We start from the raw sequence: 16,392 nt of genomic DNA on the forward strand, positions 1-16,392 counted from the left end.
ACACCCGTCACAGACGTACCACATCTTGGCGATCCGTGGCGTCAGCGATAGACTCTCTGGGAACCGCTTCTCGCCGGACCGGTACCACCGACGAAGTGACCGCATGAACGGGTGAGATCGCGATATGACGGTATACCTATCGTGATAGTTCTCAGCCCTCGCATTTGGACTGACCCCGATTCACGGTTACTATGTGCCAGCTCCGCTGCCGTCTTTTTTTTAATCGGACACCGGTGCTCAACACCCCCATCTCGTGGTCGAACCACTCCAAGGATTGCTTGTAACCATCGAGAGACGGAACAGGCCGTGAGCCCCGTCGTTCGTCTTTGGGACGGACTCCCCGTCACCCATGAAACAGCCGACGAGGATCTCGCGAAGGTACGTGGGTGTTTCGGGGTAGTAACAGCTTCCGCGTGCCCAGTGACTACCGACCCGCTTGAACGACTCTCCGCATCTTGGACACGCTTCCCTCGGTAATTTACTCGCTCTGAATCCTCGGTGCAAGCATATACGTTGCCTGTCCGAGCCCCTCGGCGAAGCCGTAGTGGAGCTTGACGGGGAACTCCTCGCCGAGCTCGACGGTGACCTCGGCGTCGGAGGGGATCGCCTTGTTCATGTCCTTGAGGTAGTCGAGGCTGAACAGCGAGTCAGCGGGGCCGGCGGTGAGCGCGATGAGGTCCTCGCGGTCGAGCTTGAGGTTCACGTCGTCGGTGTCGCCCTCGGCCTCGATGAAGAACGCCTCGTCGCCCTCGTCGACGCGGAGGCGGATGTGGTCGGAGACCATGTCGGCGGCCTTGATCCCGCGGTCGAGCTGGGCGCCCTCGACGACGATCTCGGAGGCGAGATCGAGGTCCGGGATGTCCGGCTCCTGGCGGATCGAGTCGGGGTCGATGAGCGCGAGGGTGTAGGATAGGCCGTCGATCTCGATGTGGAGCTTGCGGGTCTCCTCGTCGAGTTCGAGGTGGATCAGGTCGCCCGAGTTGGCCATGCCGGCGATGTCCTCCAGGCGGGCGAGGTTGACGCCGATGACGCCGCCGTCGGCGTCGTAGGACTCGAACGCGGCCGCCTCCAGCGTGAGGTCGACCATGCCGACGTTGGCGGGGTCGACGGCCCGGATGGAGAGCTCCTCCTCGTTCAGGCGGATCTTACACTCGTCGACCAACACGCTCACCGAATCGAGCGCGTCCTGAAACGTCGACGCGCCCACGATGGCCTTGAACATATACGTTCGGCTAGGGCGGTATCCCCTAAAAAGACACCCGATCGGGTCGGCACGGAAACGCTCAAACCGACCGGATGAGCCGGGCGACGACGACCCCGAGCGTCACCACGGCTCGCAGCGGGCGGAGCCGTTCGAGCCGGTATTCGAGGGTCTCCGCCTCGTCGGCGTCCCGGCCTCTCGCCTCCGCGTCCGCGCCGTCGTCCGCCGGCTCGCGCGTGAGGTCGCGGGGCTCCTCGCTACCGGGGCCGCGGGGCGCTCCGTCGCCGGGGTCGGGCGGCGGCTCGGCGGCTCGGATCGGCCCGTCCGTCGGGGCGCTGTCGGCCGGCTCCGCGAGCGGTGTCGGGTTCACGTCGGTCCGCTCGGGCGCTGGCAGTGGCTCGTCGACCGTGTGTGGCCTGCGCCGCGCCAGGCGGTACACGACGGTACGAGGGTAATTCATGAGTAGACGAGCCGAACGCAAGACGGAACTGAAACTCGTCCGCGCGGGATCGGGCTCCCGGACCGATCGCGCCGGTCGTCGCGCGCGGCCCTCAGACGAGCGGCTCGACGAGGTCGCGCCCCTCGGCGAGCAGGTCGTCGACGGCCTCGTCGGAGTCGGCCTCGGCGTACACCCGGAGCTTCGGCTCGGTGCCCGAGGGGCGGACGAGCAGCCACGAGCCGCTCTCTAAGAGGAGCTTGAACCCGTCGAGCGTGACGACCTTCGCTACGGGGGACCCGCCGACTGCCTCCGGGATGTGGTCCTCCAGCTCGTCGAGGACCGCTTCCTTCCGGTCGTCCGGGCAGTCGAGCGACACTTTTCCGGCCGCGATGTGGCCGTGCTCGTCGAGCAGGCGGTCGACGCGCGCGTCGAACGGCTCGGCGGCGTGGGTCGCGGCCGCGAGCAGCCCCATCAGCACGCCGTCCTTCTCCCGGACGTGACCGCGGAGGGTGAACCCGCCGGACTCCTCGCCGCCGAACAGCGCGTCGTGCTCACCCATCGCCTCGGCGACCCACTTGAAGCCGACCGGGGTCTCGTACACCGCCTCGCCGTGCGCCTCGGCGATGCGGTCGACGAGGAACGTCGTCGAGACGGTGCGGACCGCGGGCCCGGAGTCGGTCTCCAAGAGCCGGTCGTAGCAGGCGGCGTAGAAGAGGTTCGCGTCGAGGACGCCGCGCTCGGGCGTGACGACAGCGATCCGGTCGGCGTCGCCGTCGTTGGCGATCCCCAGATCCACGTCGCTCTCGGGGTCGGTGACGCGCTCGGCCAGTTCTCCGAGGTGTTCGGCCGACGGCTCGGGGGAGTCGCCGCCGAAGGTCACGTCGCGCTCGCAACGCAGGCGCTCCACCTCCGCGCCGGCCGACTCGAGGAGCGCGTCCGTGACGCCGCGCCCGCTCCCGTGCATCGCGTCGTACGCGACCGTGAGCCCGTCGAGGTCGACGCCGTCCCCGTCTCCGGCGACGCGGCCGACGACCTCGCGGGCCGCGTCGGCGTGTTCGCTCACGAGGTCGACCCGAGAGATGTCGCCGCGCTCGGCTTCGGGGAGCAGGTCGGGCTCGGCGAGCCGGTCGACGACATCCTCGGTCACGTCCGGCAGCGCCGGCGCGCCGTCGTGCGGGATGAACTTCACGCCGTTGTACTCGGGCGGGTTGTGCGAGGCGGTGATCATACACGCGCCGGCCAGTCCGCGGTCGACGATAGCGTGGGCGATCACCGGCGTCGGCGCGTCGCGCTCGGGGAGGATCACGTCGAAGCCGTTGCCCGCGAACACCTCCGCGAGGCTCTCGGCGAACCCCTCCGAGGTCTCGCGGGCGTCGTACCCCACCGCGACCGGTTCGTCGTGCCCCGCCGCGTCGAGGTGGTCGGCGATCGCCTGTCCCACGATCCGCACGCGCTCGTCGGTGAACGTGTCGAGTGTCGCGCGCCACCCGTCCGTGCCGAAGGCTATCTGGTCCATGTCGGCCACGTCGGCGGCGGGGACAATAATGCCCCGTGTCGGCCGCGAAGGTTGCGCGAGCGGATCGCCCGCGGCTATTGATAAATAAACCGCGGCGGCGCGTGCCTCCGAACGCCCGCAGGACGTGAGGAGCACGCGCGAGGGAGTCGGACCGGCGCGACTGCGCCGGTCCGACGAGGCTGGGGAGGCGTGAGGTGCTGTGCTGGGCAGAGGGGACTCACCGGGGCGCCGCGAGGCCGGGGCTTCGGAGGTGGCCGCCGCCGATCTGCTACCGGCTACTTACAATCGAGGGGCCGGAGTTATGACGGCGCGAATCGACCTTGCCAATTAGTTCCAAGGCACTAACGGTCGGAGTTTCGGGTCCGCTCCCCGTCGATCGCCTCCGTTTTTACTATCTGGTCTCGAACTCGAGGTATGACCCGAATCGTCGCCGTCTCCGGCAGCCGGAGCGCGGCCAGCACCACGCGGGCCGCCCTCCGCGTCGCGCTCGACGCCGCGGCCGACGCCGGCGCCGAGACGGACCTGATCGACCTGGCCGCGGTCGACCTCCCGCTGTACCACCCCGAAGAGGACGCCCAAGGCGACAGCGAGGCGCTGAAGCGCCGCGTCCGCGAGGCCGACGGCGTCCTCGCCGGCACGCCCGTCTACCGCGGATCCTACTCGTCGACGTTCAAGAACTTCCACGACTTCTGCGGCTCCGACGAGTACGCAGATACCGCCGTCGGCCTGCTCGCGACCGCCGGCGGCGGCTCCTACGGCGGGACGCTCGAACACCTCCGCTCGACGTTCCGGAACGTCCACGCGTGGACGGTCCCCCACGAGGTCGGGATCCGGGGCGCCTCCTCGAAGGTCGAGACAGGCGGACCGGGAGACGCGGACGCCCCGGACGACGGTCCGCGGATCACCGACGACGACCTCCGCCGGCGCACCGAGCGGCTCGGACGGGTCGTCGTCGAACACTCGGAGCGGCTGCGGGAGTGAGACCGGTCGCGGCCCCGCGGTCGCCGCGCTCGACGCGCCGCAGCCGGCAGGGATTTGCCCCGCGAGACCGATCGTCCGCCGATGAGCCGTATCCGCCCGGACGAGCTGGACGAGCGCCTCGGCACGGACGACGAGCCGTTCCTGCTGGACATCCGCCCCGAGTCGGACTACGGGAGCGGCGCGATCGACGGGAGCCGGAACGTGCCCGTGTACGACGACCTCCGGAGCGGCGACGACGCCGCGCTCCGCCGCCGGCTCGACGAGATTCCCGACGACAGCGAGGTCGTCACCGTCTGTAAGATGGGGATCGTCGCCAAGCGCGCGACCCGCGTCCTCGACGAGGCGGGCTACGAGGCGTCGACGCTCTCCGGCGGGATGAGCGGCTGGAACGGGTACGAGCGGGACTCGCTCGGGTACAAGCTCCGGTCGCTGTGGTGGCGGCTGCGCGGGTGAAGTCGATCGCGTCTGCGAGTTCGTCACCGGCGTCTCGCGACCCCGCCGTCGACACCCTACGACCCCGCCGTCGACGCTCCGCGACCCGCCGGGCTTTTGCCCGGCTCGCGTCTACGTCGCCCATGACCGAACCGGGTGACGACGACCGTGTCCGCTAACCGGAAGGGGGACCGCCGCGAGCGCGAACTGGTGAACGCCTTGGACGAGGCGGGCTTCGCCGTGATGCGCGCGCCGGCCAGCGGCTCCGCGACCGAGCGCGAGCTCCCCGACGTGCTCGCGGGCGACGGCGAGACGTTCTACGCCATCGAGGCGAAGTCGAGCGCGGGCGACCCGATCTACCTCACCGGCGAGGAGGTAGAAGCGCTGTTGTTCTTCGCGCGGAACTTCGGCGCGAAGGCGCGGATCGCGGTGCGGTTCGACCGCGAGGACTGGTACTTCTTCCACCCCGGCGACCTCTACACCACCGACGCCGGCTCGTACCGGGTGAAAAAGGAGAAAGCGCTGGCCGACGGCACCGACTTCCCCGAGTTCGTCGGCGAGACCGAGAAGGTGACGCTCGCGGAAGTCGGCGACGACGGCGACGACGGCGACGCGACCGACCCGGAGACCGAGGAGCGGCGGACGATCTTAGAGGCCGTCCGCGACGGGCACATGCCGGTCGCGGACGCGCTCGACGTGCTGTGACGGTCGGCGCGGCCGCCTTCCCGGGTCGCCTCGACGGCCCGCGGACCCCCTCGCTTATCCCTCGCCGCGTCGAACCCCGGGACGAATGAGCGAGGACTTCGGCCTGCTCGAACCGGCGGACCAGCCCGGCGACGAGTGGGAGAAACTCGACGTCTCCGACACCGAGGCCGACCGGATCGCCCGGCGGCAGGACCGCGAGTTCGACGAGTTCCGCAAGCGGATCAAAGACACCGAGCAGTTCAAGCTCCAGGAGTCGGTGTTCGACGACGCCACGCTGGCGGCGGTGTACAAGCTGGTCCAGGACGGCTACGTCGACGCCTTCGGCGGGCCGGTGTCGACGGGGAAGGAGGCGAGCGTCTTCGAGGCACTCGGCGGGCAGGCGGGCGAGCGGCCGGAGCCGGGGTCGGAGGCGGCCGGCGGCGGCCCCGAGGGCGTCACGCCCGAGCGCGAGGTCGCGGTGAAGGTGTACCGGATCAACTCCTCGAACTTCCGGCAAATGCGCGACTACCTGGAGGGCGACCCGCGCTTCGAGGGCATCGCGAGCGACAAGAAGGCGGTCGTGCTGGCGTGGACGCGCAAGGAGTTCGCGAACCTCTCGCGCGCGCAGAAGGCCGGCGTCCGGGTCCCGGAACCGATCGCGGTCCAGCGGAACGTCCTCGTGATGGAGCTCGTCGGCCACGCCGCGGAGCGCGCAAGGCGGCTGAGCGAGGTCGACGTGGAGAACCCGGAGACCGCCTACGAGGTCGTCCGCGAGTACATGCGCCGGCTGTACGGTGCCGGCCTGATCCACGGCGACCTCTCGGAGTACAACATGATCATCCACGACGGCGAGCTGGTGATCATCGACCTAGGGCAGGCCGTGACGGTTCACCACCCCAACGCCGGGGAGTTCCTCGTCCGCGACTGCGAGAACGTGGCGACGTTTTTCACCCGGCAGGGGCTCGACGTCGACCCTGACGACCTCCGCGCGTACGTGACGGAGCCCGAGGCCGACCCGACCGGGGAGCCGGCGTCGGGCGGGAAGACGGAGTCGAACGCGGAGGCAGACGGGAAGTCGACCGGAGCCTCCGACGAGGCGTAATTCGGGGCGCTTCCGTCGCGGCGTCGAGGCTCAGACCTCGCGGGCGTAGATCGCGGTCGGATAGGTTTCCTCGGACAACCCCTGTACGCGGATCAGTCCCCCGGAGTCCGGGTCCGACGCCGGCGGTCTGATCTCCATACGCGTCGCTCGCGGAGTCGACAGAAAAACCTCATTCCGGTGTGACACGCCTTCGGACGGACAACCGGCCGGAGACCACCGTCACGCGGCCACACGGCGCCCGCCGCGGAACACTCTTAAAAGGCTCCGCCGGGTACTCCGTGATATGCAACACGTGACGGTTCCGCAGGACCGGATCGGCGTCGTCATCGGCGCCGGCGGCGAGACGATGCGAGAAATCGAAGAGCGGGCGAACGTGCGGCTCGACATCGACTCCGAGTCCGGCAGCGTCGCCATCGAGGAGCGCGACGACCCCGTGGCGGCGATGGTGGCCCCGGACGTGATCAAGGCGATCGGCCGCGGCTTCAAGCCGGAGACCGCGCTGTCGATCCTCGACCACGACCTCCGGACGCTCGACCTGGTCGACCTCTCCGAACACACTCGCAACGACAACGACCTCCAGCGTAAGAAGGGCCGGATAATCGGCGAGAACGGCCGGACTCGGGAGCTCATCGAGGAGCTGTCGGGCGCGAACGTCGTCGTCTACGGGTCGACCGTGGGCGCGGTGGGGCAGCCCGAGGAGCTGGAGGTGGTGCGGCGCGCTGTCGGAATGCTGCTCGACGGGGCTCCGCACGGCGCGGTGTACTCGTACTTGGAGCGCATGTCGAACGAGCTCGACGACGACGTGAGCTTCAACGCGCCGCAATAACAGAGAATATCTTTTTCCCGTTGCGGCCGCGGTCGCTTTTCGACTAACGACGACCTCTACCGGGATACGCTGATCTCCGCCAAAGCCCCAGCCTCGTCGGCCTTCCTTCAGTCGGCCGACTCCGGCGAAGGACCTCCGGTCCATCTGGCAGCCGACGCGTTGCGTCGCCGACCTCGCGCGTGCTATCCGGCCGTAGAGCGGCCTCGCAGGCACGCGCCGCCGTAGTTTGGCGCCGCTCAACCTCGGCCTCAACGGTCGAGTTAGCGTACTATATAAAGGGTCGTGTGAACGCACCGCATACTGGCCGATACTCCCCACCGTGTTGCGATTTCGCACGACCTGAACAAAGGGCTTATATAGAATCACAAACAATCAATGGTCGTAATGTCACAGCGCCAGCGGATGGGCAATCAGCCCATGATCGTACTTTCCGAGGAATCGCAGCGAACATCCGGAAAGGACGCGCAGAACATGAACATCACGGCCGGCAAGGCGGTCGCGGAGTCCGTCCGCACCACGCTCGGCCCGAAAGGGATGGACAAGATGCTCGTCGACTCCGGCGGGTCCGTCGTCGTCACGAACGACGGCGTCACCATCCTGAAAGAGATGGACATCGACCACCCGGCGGCCAACATGATCGTCGAGGTCTCCGAGACGCAGGAGGAGGAGGTCGGCGACGGCACCACCTCCGCGGTCGTGGTCGCCGGTGAGCTCCTCGATCAGGCCGAGGAGCTCCTCGACCAGGACATCCACGCGACGACCCTCGCGCAGGGGTACCGTCAGGCCGCCGAGAAGGCCAAGGAGATCCTCGACGAGGAGGCAATCGACGTCTCCGCGGACGACCGCGACACACTCGTCGAGATCGCCGAGACGGCGATGACGGGCAAGGGCGCGGAGAACTCCAAGGACCTCCTCGCCGAGCTCGTCGTCGACGCCGTCCTCGCGGTCCAGGACGACGACGGCATCGACACGGAGAACGTCTCCGTCGAGAAGGTCGTCGGCAGCTCCATCGACGAGTCTGAGCTCGTCGAGGGCGTCATCGTCGACAAGGAGCGCGTCGACGAGAACATGCCCTTCGCGGTCGAGGACGCCGACGTGGCGCTGTTCGACGGCGCCATCGAGGTGAAGGAGACGGAGATCGACGCCGAGGTCAACGTCACGGACCCCGACCAGCTCCAGCAGTTCCTCGACCAGGAAGAGGAGCAGCTCCGCGAGATGGTCGACCACCTCGTCGACATCGGCGCCGACGTCGTCTTCGTCGGCGACGGCATCGACGACATGGCCCAGCACTACCTCGCGCAGGAGGGTATCCTCGCCGTCCGCCGCGCGAAGTCCGACGACCTGAACCGCCTCGCCCGCGCGACCGGCGGCCGCGTCGTCTCCAACCTCGACGACATCGAGTCGGACGACCTCGGCTTCGCCGGCTCCGTCGCCCAGAAGGACATCGGCGGCGACGAGCGCATCTTCGTCGAGGACGTCGAAGAGGCGAAGTCCGTCACCCTCATCCTCCGCGGCGGCACCGAGCACGTCGTCGACGAGGTCGAGCGCGCCATCGATGACTCGCTCGGCGTCGTCCGCACGACGCTGCTCGACGGGCAGGTGCTGCCCGGCGGCGGCGCCCCCGAGGCCGAGCTCGCGCTGCAGCTCCGCGACTTCGCCGACTCCGTCGGCGGCCGCGAGCAGCTCGCCGTCGAGGCGTTCGCCGACGCGCTGGAAGTCGTCCCGCGCACCCTCGCCGAGAACGCGGGTCTCGACCCCATCGACTCGCTGGTCGACCTCCGCTCCCGCCACGACGGCGGCGAGTTCGGCGCCGGTCTCGACGCCTACACGGGCGACGTGATCGACATGGAGGCCGAGGGCGTCGTGGAGCCGCTCCGCGTCAAGACCCAGGCCATCGAGTCCGCCACCGAGGCGGCCGTCATGATCCTCCGCATCGACGATGTCATCGCGGCCGGCGACCTCAAGGGCGGCGGCACCGACGACGGCGGTGACGAGGGCGGCCCCGGCGGCGCGCCCGGCGGCATGGGCGGCGGCATGGGCGGCATGGGCGGCATGGGCGGCGCGATGTGAAGTTCGGCTAACGCCTTCACCCCTACCCCGACCGCAGCTGTTCCGCTGGACCGCTTCACCGATCGACCGTCGCGCGCCCCTTCGGGCCACGACGACACGCGATTTTTATCGACGCCGACGCTCCAGCGACGCGACCGTCTCGCTCCCCGTCAGTTACGATCCGCGCTAGCGACACCCACATTCGGTCCGCGCTAGCGACACCCACATTCGATCCGCGCGACACGACGGTAACACCCGCGTAACCACTGGACGGCGGTGTCAGCGAGCGGTTAAGTGACTCCCGCCCGTTCGTTCTCCCGACGAGGTTCTCACGTTTACGATGCCACAGCAGAAAGCCGACTACGCCGACGACACCGAGATCAACGCCGAACTGGACGAGCTCCCAGACGACGAGACCGTCGAGGAGACGGTCGCGAACTTAGCGGAGCGCGGCTTCGACGTGCTCGTCGTCGACGACGCCGACGAGGCGCTGGAGACTGTTACCGCCCAGATACCAGACGAGGCCTCGGTGATGAACGGGCACTCGACGACGCTCGAAGAGATCGGGTTCGACGAGTTCCTGAGCGAGGGCGACCACGAGTGGGAGAGCCTCCCGGACCAGATCTGGAGCATCGACGACGACGCGGAGCGACAGGCCGCGCGGCGCGATTCGCAGACGGCCGACTACTTCCTCGGTGGGATCAACGCGGTCGCACAGACCGGCGAGCTCGTCGCCGCCGACCTCTCCGGCAGCCGGATCGGCGCGTACCCGTTCGCCGCTGGCAACGTCGTCATCGTCACCGGGATCAACAAGATCGTCCCGACGCTCTCGGACGCCTTCGATCGGCTGGAGTCGGTCGCGTACCCGCTGGAGAACGAGCGCGCGCAGGAGGCGTACGGCGCCGAGTCCGCGATCGCGAAACAGCTCGTCTACCGGCGCGAGACCGAGGAGGGCCGGACGACGGTCGTTCTCGTGCGCGAGCAGCTCGGCTACTGATCTCCCGCGGCCGCGCGATACACGCCGACAGAGCACACGATTTCTCCCTTTGGACGACCGCCAGCCCCCACCGTGCGACGCCGAGACGGTGAGACTGTAACCCGTCCCCGATCCTCCGAGGACCGCCGCGTCGGTTCCGCGGTAGCGCCACGCTCGGCGGTTTCGAACCTTTCCCTTCTCGACGGCCTCGCGGCTGGCGGAGTTGCTCGCCGCGAGGATACGGGCCGGGAGGGATTCGAACCCCCGACCGTCCGGTTAAAAGCCGGACGCTCTCCCTAACTGAGCTACCGGCCCAGACGAATCGCCGTAGGGGCAGCCGACGGATAAACGTTTAGAACCGCGGAAGGCGTCGGCGTCGCCACCCGAAACGGTTTCCGACCCCCAGCCGTCGCCGGGAGCATGCCATTCGACATGCGCGCGTTCGCCGCCGAGCTCTGTCGCCACCGGTCGACCGCCGGCGAGGAGGCGGCCGCGGCCGCGTTCGTCGCCGAGCGGCTCGCCGACCTCGGCTTCGAGACGTACGCCTGGGACGCCGACCCCGCCGTCCTCGCGGACCACCCCTCCTTCCCGGACGACCTCGACGCAGCGGCCGTCGACGGGCGGCGCAGCGTCGCCGGCGTGCTCGAACTGGGCGGTGCGGGCGACGACGGTGGCGCGAGCGACGGCGACGACGCGGCCCCCGAGTCCGCCGCCGCCGACTCGGTCCCCACGCTGGTCCTGAACGGCCACCTCGACGTCGTGCCCGCGGAGGCGGCGGAGTGGTCGAGCGACCCCTTCGAGCCGGTCTGGCGCGACACGTCGGAGCGAAACGCGGACCCGGCCGCCGCCGACGAGGGCTGCGACACCCTCACGGCCCGCGGCGCGGCCGACATGAAGTGCGGGCTCGCGGCCTGCGTCGCCGCCGCCGTCGATGTCCGCGACGGGGTCGCCGACGGCGCAGTCGACCTGCCGCCGTCCGGGCTCCGACTCGTCGTTGAGGCCGTCGCCGGCGAGGAGGACGGCGGGTACGGCGCCGCGACCGCCGCGCTCGCGAACCCGTACCCCTTCGAGCGCGACGCGGCGATCGTCGCCGAGCCGACCGAGCTACGTCCCGTCGTCGCCTGCGAGGGGTCGCTCATGGCCCGGATCGAGATCGACGGCCGGAGCGCCCACGCGGCCACCCGGTGGCGCGGCGAGGACGTGCTCCCGCGCTTCGAGGCCGTGCGGGAGGCGTTCGCGGACTTGGAGACCGAGCGCGGCGAGTCGGTCTCGCACCCGCTGTACGGGTCGTTCGCTGTTCCGTGGCCGGTCGTCTGCGGCCGGGTCGAGGCGGGCTCGTGGGCGTCGACGGTCCCGGCGACGCTCGAAGCGGAGTTCCGGATCGGCGTCGCGCCCGGGGAGACCGTCGCGGAGGTGGAGGCGGCGTTCCGCGAGCGCCTGGACGATGTCGTCGACGCCGACCCTTGGCTGCGCGATCACCCGCCGCGGTTCGAGCGGTTCTCCGTCCAGTTCGAGCCGGCCGAGGTCGCCGTCGACGAACCGGTCGTCGAGGCGGTCCGTGCCGGCCTCGTCGCGACGGGGCTCCCGGACGTCGAGCCGCGGGGCGCGACGTACGGCGCCGACTCGCGACACTTCGTCGCGGCCGGGATCCCCGCGGTGCTGTTCGGGCCCGGTACCATCGACGAGGCGCACTACCCCGACGAGACGATCGCGTGGGAGGAGGTCGTCCGGGCACGCGACGCGATCGCCGCCGCCGCAGGACGGTTCGCGCGCGACTACGCGGCGTAGTCGTCCGGTGACGGGCAGTTCCTACCGGTCGCCGTCGAGGTACTCGTCGACCGCGTCGGCGACGATCGACCCCGGATCGACGCTCTCCATCGACGCCCGTCGGCGCAGCTCGACGTACGTCTCCGCCGGGAGCCGGACCTGAAGCCGACCGAGTTCGACCCCGGCCTCGCGGACGGCGGTCTCGACCTCCGCGCCGTCGTTGACCGCGGACGCGATCGCGCGGACCTCCCGCACTGTGAGGTCGCCGTCGATCGTCGCCCACGCGAGCAGGTAGCGGTCCCGCCCGCCGAGCCGCGCGACGTGTTTCGCCGCGCTGGGGGCGATTCGCCCGTTGGCGACCTGCCGCCGGATCGCCTGCGGGAGGTCGTGGACCCGCGCCCACTTCCGGATAAACGCGACGCTCACGTCGTCTCCGGCACGTTCGGCGGCTTCCTTGTACGACCCGACACCGCGGACGAGCGCCGCGCAGGCGGCGGCGCCGCGCAGCATCAGGACGTTGTCGTCGTCGCCGACGTCGCCGGCCGCGAAGCGGCCCACGGTCCTCGCGGCCTCGGCGACGCTGTCGGGGTCGTTCGGGTCGAACCCCACCGCGTCCGCGGCCCGGTCGCCGGTCACCGACGGGTCCGACCGGACCACCGGTTCGCCGACGGGGGACCGTCGGTCAGCGCGTGACTCCTCGGTCATACACACACCTTCGGGGCCGCGAATATAAACGCCGGGCACCGGGGCGGAACTCGCTCGAACGCCGGACGCGCCGGATCGCCGGGGGTCGATGCGCTTCGCGGTCCGGACCGGTCGTCGGCGCTCGACGCTACTTCGGGGTCCGGGCCGCCCCGTCGTCACCCTCGTCCGTTCCCCTTGCGTACAGGAGGTACGAGTACGCCACGGTGACCGCGGCGGTCGCGAGCGCCGGGCCGACGAGGAAGTACACGGCGTACTCGCCGGCGAAGAGACCGACGGCGGCGATCGCGGCCGAGAGCTTGAACAGCCGAGCACCGAGCGCGTGGGTGCGGTCCCAGACGGCGTCGTCGCTGAGCGTCCACGGCGTCCGGATCCCGAGGAACCAGTTCGGCTCGACGTGCGGGAGCAGGGTCCCGAGGTAGTAGAACAGCGCGGCGCCGCCGGCGGCCGCGACCGTCGTCACGTCGACCGCGTAGCCGAGGTTGACGGCGAGGACGGCGAGGTGGAGGGCGACGAGGAACGCCGTGAGGACGACGACGAACCGGTCGTAGTGGACCCGGAACGCCGCGACGTTCTCCCGCAGGGGATCGATCCGCGGGAGCACGGCGAACAGGCCGATCAGTCCGGCCGCGAGTCCCGGCACGAGCCACATCCCGGCCGTCCGCGAGAGCGTCTCGGTCGGCTCGCCGGCGGCGTTCCACTGCGTTACCATTCGCTGCGGGAGGTCCGGTGCGACTGCGAGGCTTGCGGCGGCGCCGACGGCGACGAGGAGGACCGCGACGCCGAACCGGAGCCGCGTGGAGAGCACGGATTCGGAGGGCATGCGGCCGGAGACACGCGCCGAACCGATAAAAGGTACCCACCCGTGCGACTCCGACCCGAAGACCCCGGCGCGACGCAACCCTTACCGGTCGTGACCGCCAACTCTGGCCATATGACCGACGAACGCGACGACGACGGCCACGAGTTCTCCTCGGGGCAGGGCGTCGACGCCGACTACGACGCGTTCACGCTCGACCCGCCGGAGCTCGGCGAGGACCCGAGCCGCGTCGACCCGGTCGACTCCCGGGTGCTGACCGAGGAGCTGGACCGCCGGAACATCGGCAGCGAGGACGTCGACGTCGAGCAGCTGATCGACGTGGGCCTCTCGTACATGGGGATCAACCGGTTCGAAGAGGCGACGGAGACGTTCGAACGCGCCGCCAACTTCGCCGAGGAGGACTCGCTGGAAGCGCAGGAGGCGTGGGTGAACAAGGGCGCCGCCCACGCCCAGTTGGAGGAGTTCGACCAGGCGATCGGCGCGTATCAGGAGGCGCTCCGGATCGACGAGGAGTCCGAACACGCCGCGACCGCCGAGACGAACCTCGCGTACTCGCTCTGGGAGTCCGGCCGGAGCGAGCAGGCGCTCGAACACGCCGAGCGCGCAGTCGAGACCGACCCGCGCTTCGCGGAAGCGTGGTACAACCGCGGGTTCCTGCTGGTCGAGCGCGGGCTCGCCGAGGACGCGGTCAAGTGCTTCGACAACGCGATCCGCCTCGGCTACCGCGACGCGGGGGTCCTCGAAGAGAAGGCGCGCGCCCTCGAGGAGGCCGGCGAGCACGAGCAGGCCGAGGAGGTCGCCGACCGCGCCGAGGAACTCCGTCGCGAGGCCGAAGAGCAGATGGTCGAAGAGCAGACTGGGCAGGCCCCCGGACCCGGCGGGCAGGGTCGTCAGGGCGGTCGCGGCGCTCCCGGCGGACAGGGCCGTCAGGGCGGGCAGGCCGGCGGCGGGCGGGGCGGCGACCCCGAGGGCCCGGAGCGAGAGCTTCAGGGCGAGGGGCCAGAGGGCTTCTGAATGCTCCTCCGCGAGCGCGAGACCGCCGAGGGACGGCTCGTCTCCGTCTGTGATCCGGACTGCCTCGGCGAGACGTACGACAACGGCCGCGCGACGATCACCGTGAGCGAGGAGTTCTACGGCGGCGACGACGCCGTCGAGGCGACCGCCGAGGAGGTCGTCGCGGGACTTCAGCGCGCACAGGTCGCGAACATCGTCGGCACCGAGGCGGTCGGCGTCGCCGTCGACGCGGGGCTCGTCGACGAGGAGACCGTCTTGGAGTTCGAGGAGACGCGGCACGCGCAGTTGCTCTGGCTGTAGCGGCGCGTCGCCGCCCGCGTCTCGCCGGGATCCGAACCGGCTAAGGGCGCGGGCGACGAGACGAATCCGATGAGACGACTCACGCGGAGCGAACTGGCGTCGCGGGTGGGGCCGCGGCCGCCGTCCGACGCCTTCTGGCGGCGCGCGATCGACCGCGGGGAGGCCGCGCTCGGCGTCGGCGCGGACGCCGTCGGCGAAGGCGCGGCCCCGGGCGACGAACCGGACGACCGACCGACGGAGCCGCTCGACACGGGGGACATCGTCGACGTGGGCGACCACGCCTTCGTCGTCGTCGACGCCGACCGCACCGAGAGCGGCGGGCGGATCTACCGGATCGAACTCGTCGCCGACCGCGAGGGAGACTGAGGATCGGGAGACGGATCGACTCGGAAGACGGGCCGGACCGGGTGGCGAAACCCGATCAGAGCCCGGCGACGTCCTCGATGGCGTCGGTGAGTTCCTTCACGCTCTCGACGGTGTGCTCGCCCATGTGGCCGATCCGGAACGTCTCCTCGCCGAGGTCGCCGTAGCCGTTCGAGAACGCCATGTCGTACTCCTCGCTCACTTCCTCGATCGTCGCGGCCACGTCGATCCCCTGCGTGTTCTCGATGCAGGCGACCGTCTGCGACTCGTACCCCGCCTCGGGGAACATCGCGAAGTGTTCGTCGGCCCAGTCGTGGACGTACTCCGTCATCTCGCGGTGGCGCTCGTCGCGGGCGCGGTGGCCCTCCTCCAGCATGCGTTTCATCTGCTTGCGATACGCCAGCATGATCGGAATGGCGGGCGTCGAGTGGGTCTGTCCCTTCCGGTCGTAGTAGTCGATCGTCCGGCGGAAGCCGCCGTACCACGAGGAGTCGCCCTTCTCGACCTCGCGGTCGTAGGCGTCGTCGCTCACGACGCAGACCGCGAGCCCCGGCGGCATCGCGAACGCCTTCTGAGTGGACGCGAAGATCACGTCGATGCCGTGTTCGTCGATGTCGACGTAGTCGCCGCCGAGCGACGAGACGGCGTCGACCGCGAAGTACGTGTCCGGGTACTCGGCGATCACGTCGCCGATCTCCTCGACCGGGTTCCGCACGCCGGTGGACGACTCGTTCATCACGCCCGCGACCATGTCGTACTTCGCGTCCGCGGACTCGATCGCCTCGCGCACGTCCGCGGGTTTGACCGCCTCGCCCCACTCGTACTCTAGCCGGTCGACGTCCTTGCCGAGCCGCTCGGCGACGTTGGCGTAGCGCTCGCTGAACGCGCCGCAAGTCGGGACGAGGACGTGCTCGTCGACGAGGTTGAGCGTCGTCGCCTCCCAGAACTCCGTGCCGGAGCCGGTGAGAATCACGACCTCGTGGTCGGTGCCGAGGAACTCCTTCGTGTCCTCGACGATAGTGGTGTACAGGTCGGTCATCCGGTCCATCCGGTGCCCGAACATCGGCTCGGCCATCGCCTCGATGACGTCGTCGCGGACCTCCGTCGGGCCGGGGATGTACAGCGTCTTCTCGTCGTAGTCGTCGCGGTATTCGCGTTTCTTCGTCACGGGATCCACCTGTTAGTTCGTACCGGGACGCGTGCGGGTATGTTCCTTGTGT

At 69.9% G+C, this 16,392-nt stretch carries 17 protein-coding genes and 1 tRNA gene; 11 read left to right on the forward strand and 7 right to left on the reverse strand.

Annotation, left to right across the window (positions count from 1 at the left end; translation table 11 throughout):
* Positions 1 to 478: 478 nt before the first annotated feature.
* From EXE51_RS04560 to EXE51_RS04570, 3 genes are all read right to left on the reverse strand, one after another.
* Positions 479 to 1,222 (reverse strand): DNA polymerase sliding clamp, encoded by a 744-nt coding sequence (locus EXE51_RS04560; RefSeq protein WP_089308514.1) that lies wholly within the window; start codon positions 1,220 to 1,222, stop codon positions 479 to 481.
* A 61-nt stretch (positions 1,223 to 1,283) separates the two neighbouring features.
* Complete coding sequence (locus EXE51_RS04565) at positions 1,284 to 1,661, reverse strand: hypothetical protein (RefSeq protein ID WP_094519664.1); 378 nt, start codon at positions 1,659 to 1,661, stop codon at positions 1,284 to 1,286.
* 91 nt (positions 1,662 to 1,752) lie between these two features.
* Positions 1,753 to 3,156: a phosphoglucomutase/phosphomannomutase family protein gene (locus EXE51_RS04570; protein ID WP_086220180.1), complete on the reverse strand. Its 1,404-nt coding sequence runs from the start codon at positions 3,154 to 3,156 to the stop codon at positions 1,753 to 1,755.
* Positions 3,157 to 3,570: 414 nt separating this feature from the next.
* Here EXE51_RS04570 and EXE51_RS04575 point away from each other — a divergent pair, with 414 nt between their 5' ends.
* From EXE51_RS04575 to EXE51_RS04605, 7 genes are all read left to right on the forward strand, one after another.
* On the forward strand, positions 3,571 to 4,137 hold the full coding sequence (locus EXE51_RS04575; protein WP_049932033.1) for an NADPH-dependent FMN reductase: 567 nt from the start codon (positions 3,571 to 3,573) through the stop codon (positions 4,135 to 4,137).
* An 81-nt stretch (positions 4,138 to 4,218) separates the two neighbouring features.
* Positions 4,219 to 4,590 (forward strand): rhodanese-like domain-containing protein, encoded by a 372-nt coding sequence (locus EXE51_RS04580; protein WP_049932035.1) that lies wholly within the window; start codon positions 4,219 to 4,221, stop codon positions 4,588 to 4,590.
* 135 nt (positions 4,591 to 4,725) lie between these two features.
* On the forward strand, positions 4,726 to 5,274 hold the full coding sequence (hjc, locus tag EXE51_RS04585; protein ID WP_049932036.1) for a Holliday junction resolvase Hjc: 549 nt from the start codon (positions 4,726 to 4,728) through the stop codon (positions 5,272 to 5,274).
* Positions 5,275 to 5,359: 85 nt separating this feature from the next.
* Positions 5,360 to 6,355: a serine/threonine-protein kinase Rio1 gene (gene rio1, locus EXE51_RS04590; protein WP_086216315.1), complete on the forward strand. Its 996-nt coding sequence runs from the start codon at positions 5,360 to 5,362 to the stop codon at positions 6,353 to 6,355.
* A gap of 283 nt (positions 6,356 to 6,638) precedes the next feature.
* The gene (locus tag EXE51_RS04595) at positions 6,639 to 7,181 is read left to right on the forward strand and encodes a KH domain-containing protein (protein ID WP_006114650.1); all 543 of its coding nucleotides are present in this window, start codon (positions 6,639 to 6,641) and stop codon (positions 7,179 to 7,181) included.
* Between the two features lie 417 nt (positions 7,182 to 7,598).
* Positions 7,599 to 9,251, forward strand: coding sequence for a thermosome subunit alpha (thsA, locus tag EXE51_RS04600; RefSeq protein ID WP_080508593.1), 1,653 nt, complete (start codon positions 7,599 to 7,601; stop codon positions 9,249 to 9,251).
* Between the two features lie 319 nt (positions 9,252 to 9,570).
* On the forward strand, positions 9,571 to 10,227 hold the full coding sequence (locus EXE51_RS04605) for a lactate utilization protein (protein ID WP_049932039.1): 657 nt from the start codon (positions 9,571 to 9,573) through the stop codon (positions 10,225 to 10,227).
* Between the two features lie 220 nt (positions 10,228 to 10,447).
* Here EXE51_RS04605 and EXE51_RS04610 read toward each other — a convergent pair.
* A tRNA-Lys gene (locus EXE51_RS04610) sits at positions 10,448 to 10,521 on the reverse strand.
* A gap of 105 nt (positions 10,522 to 10,626) precedes the next feature.
* Here EXE51_RS04610 and EXE51_RS04615 point away from each other — a divergent pair.
* Entirely contained in the window at positions 10,627 to 11,994 is a 1,368-nt protein-coding gene (locus EXE51_RS04615) for a M20/M25/M40 family metallo-hydrolase (RefSeq protein ID WP_137692094.1), read from the forward strand.
* Between the two features lie 21 nt (positions 11,995 to 12,015).
* Here the strand turns inward: EXE51_RS04615 and EXE51_RS04620 are convergent, their stop codons facing one another.
* Positions 12,016 to 12,678: a hypothetical protein gene (locus tag EXE51_RS04620; protein WP_137692095.1), complete on the reverse strand. Its 663-nt coding sequence runs from the start codon at positions 12,676 to 12,678 to the stop codon at positions 12,016 to 12,018.
* 127 nt (positions 12,679 to 12,805) lie between these two features.
* Positions 12,806 to 13,498 carry an SdpI family protein gene (locus tag EXE51_RS04625; protein WP_137692096.1) on the reverse strand — a complete coding sequence of 231 codons (693 nt, stop codon included), beginning with the start codon at positions 13,496 to 13,498 and terminating at the stop codon, positions 12,806 to 12,808.
* Between the two features lie 111 nt (positions 13,499 to 13,609).
* On the opposite strand from EXE51_RS04625, the gene EXE51_RS04630 reads away from it, so the two are divergent.
* The 3 genes from EXE51_RS04630 (at position 13,610) to EXE51_RS04640 (ending at position 15,175) form a co-directional block, all read left to right on the forward strand.
* Positions 13,610 to 14,509 carry a tetratricopeptide repeat protein gene (locus tag EXE51_RS04630; protein WP_089308510.1) on the forward strand — a complete coding sequence of 300 codons (900 nt, stop codon included), beginning with the start codon at positions 13,610 to 13,612 and terminating at the stop codon, positions 14,507 to 14,509.
* Positions 14,510 to 14,809, forward strand: a complete 300-nt coding sequence (locus tag EXE51_RS04635) for a DUF424 domain-containing protein (protein ID WP_049932049.1) — start codon at positions 14,510 to 14,512, stop codon at positions 14,807 to 14,809.
* 69 nt (positions 14,810 to 14,878) lie between these two features.
* Positions 14,879 to 15,175: a hypothetical protein gene (locus EXE51_RS04640; protein WP_137692097.1), complete on the forward strand. Its 297-nt coding sequence runs from the start codon at positions 14,879 to 14,881 to the stop codon at positions 15,173 to 15,175.
* Between the two features lie 55 nt (positions 15,176 to 15,230).
* On the opposite strand, the gene EXE51_RS04645 is transcribed toward EXE51_RS04640, so the two are convergent.
* Complete coding sequence (locus EXE51_RS04645; RefSeq protein ID WP_094494303.1) at positions 15,231 to 16,340, reverse strand: alanine--glyoxylate aminotransferase family protein; 1,110 nt, start codon at positions 16,338 to 16,340, stop codon at positions 15,231 to 15,233.
* Positions 16,341 to 16,392 lie beyond the last annotated feature (52 nt).

It is taken from the genome of Halorubrum sp. CGM5_25_10-8B (assembly GCF_005435095.1).
In the GTDB taxonomy this organism is placed as follows: Archaea; Halobacteriota; Halobacteria; order Halobacteriales; family Haloferacaceae; genus Halorubrum; species Halorubrum ezzemoulense.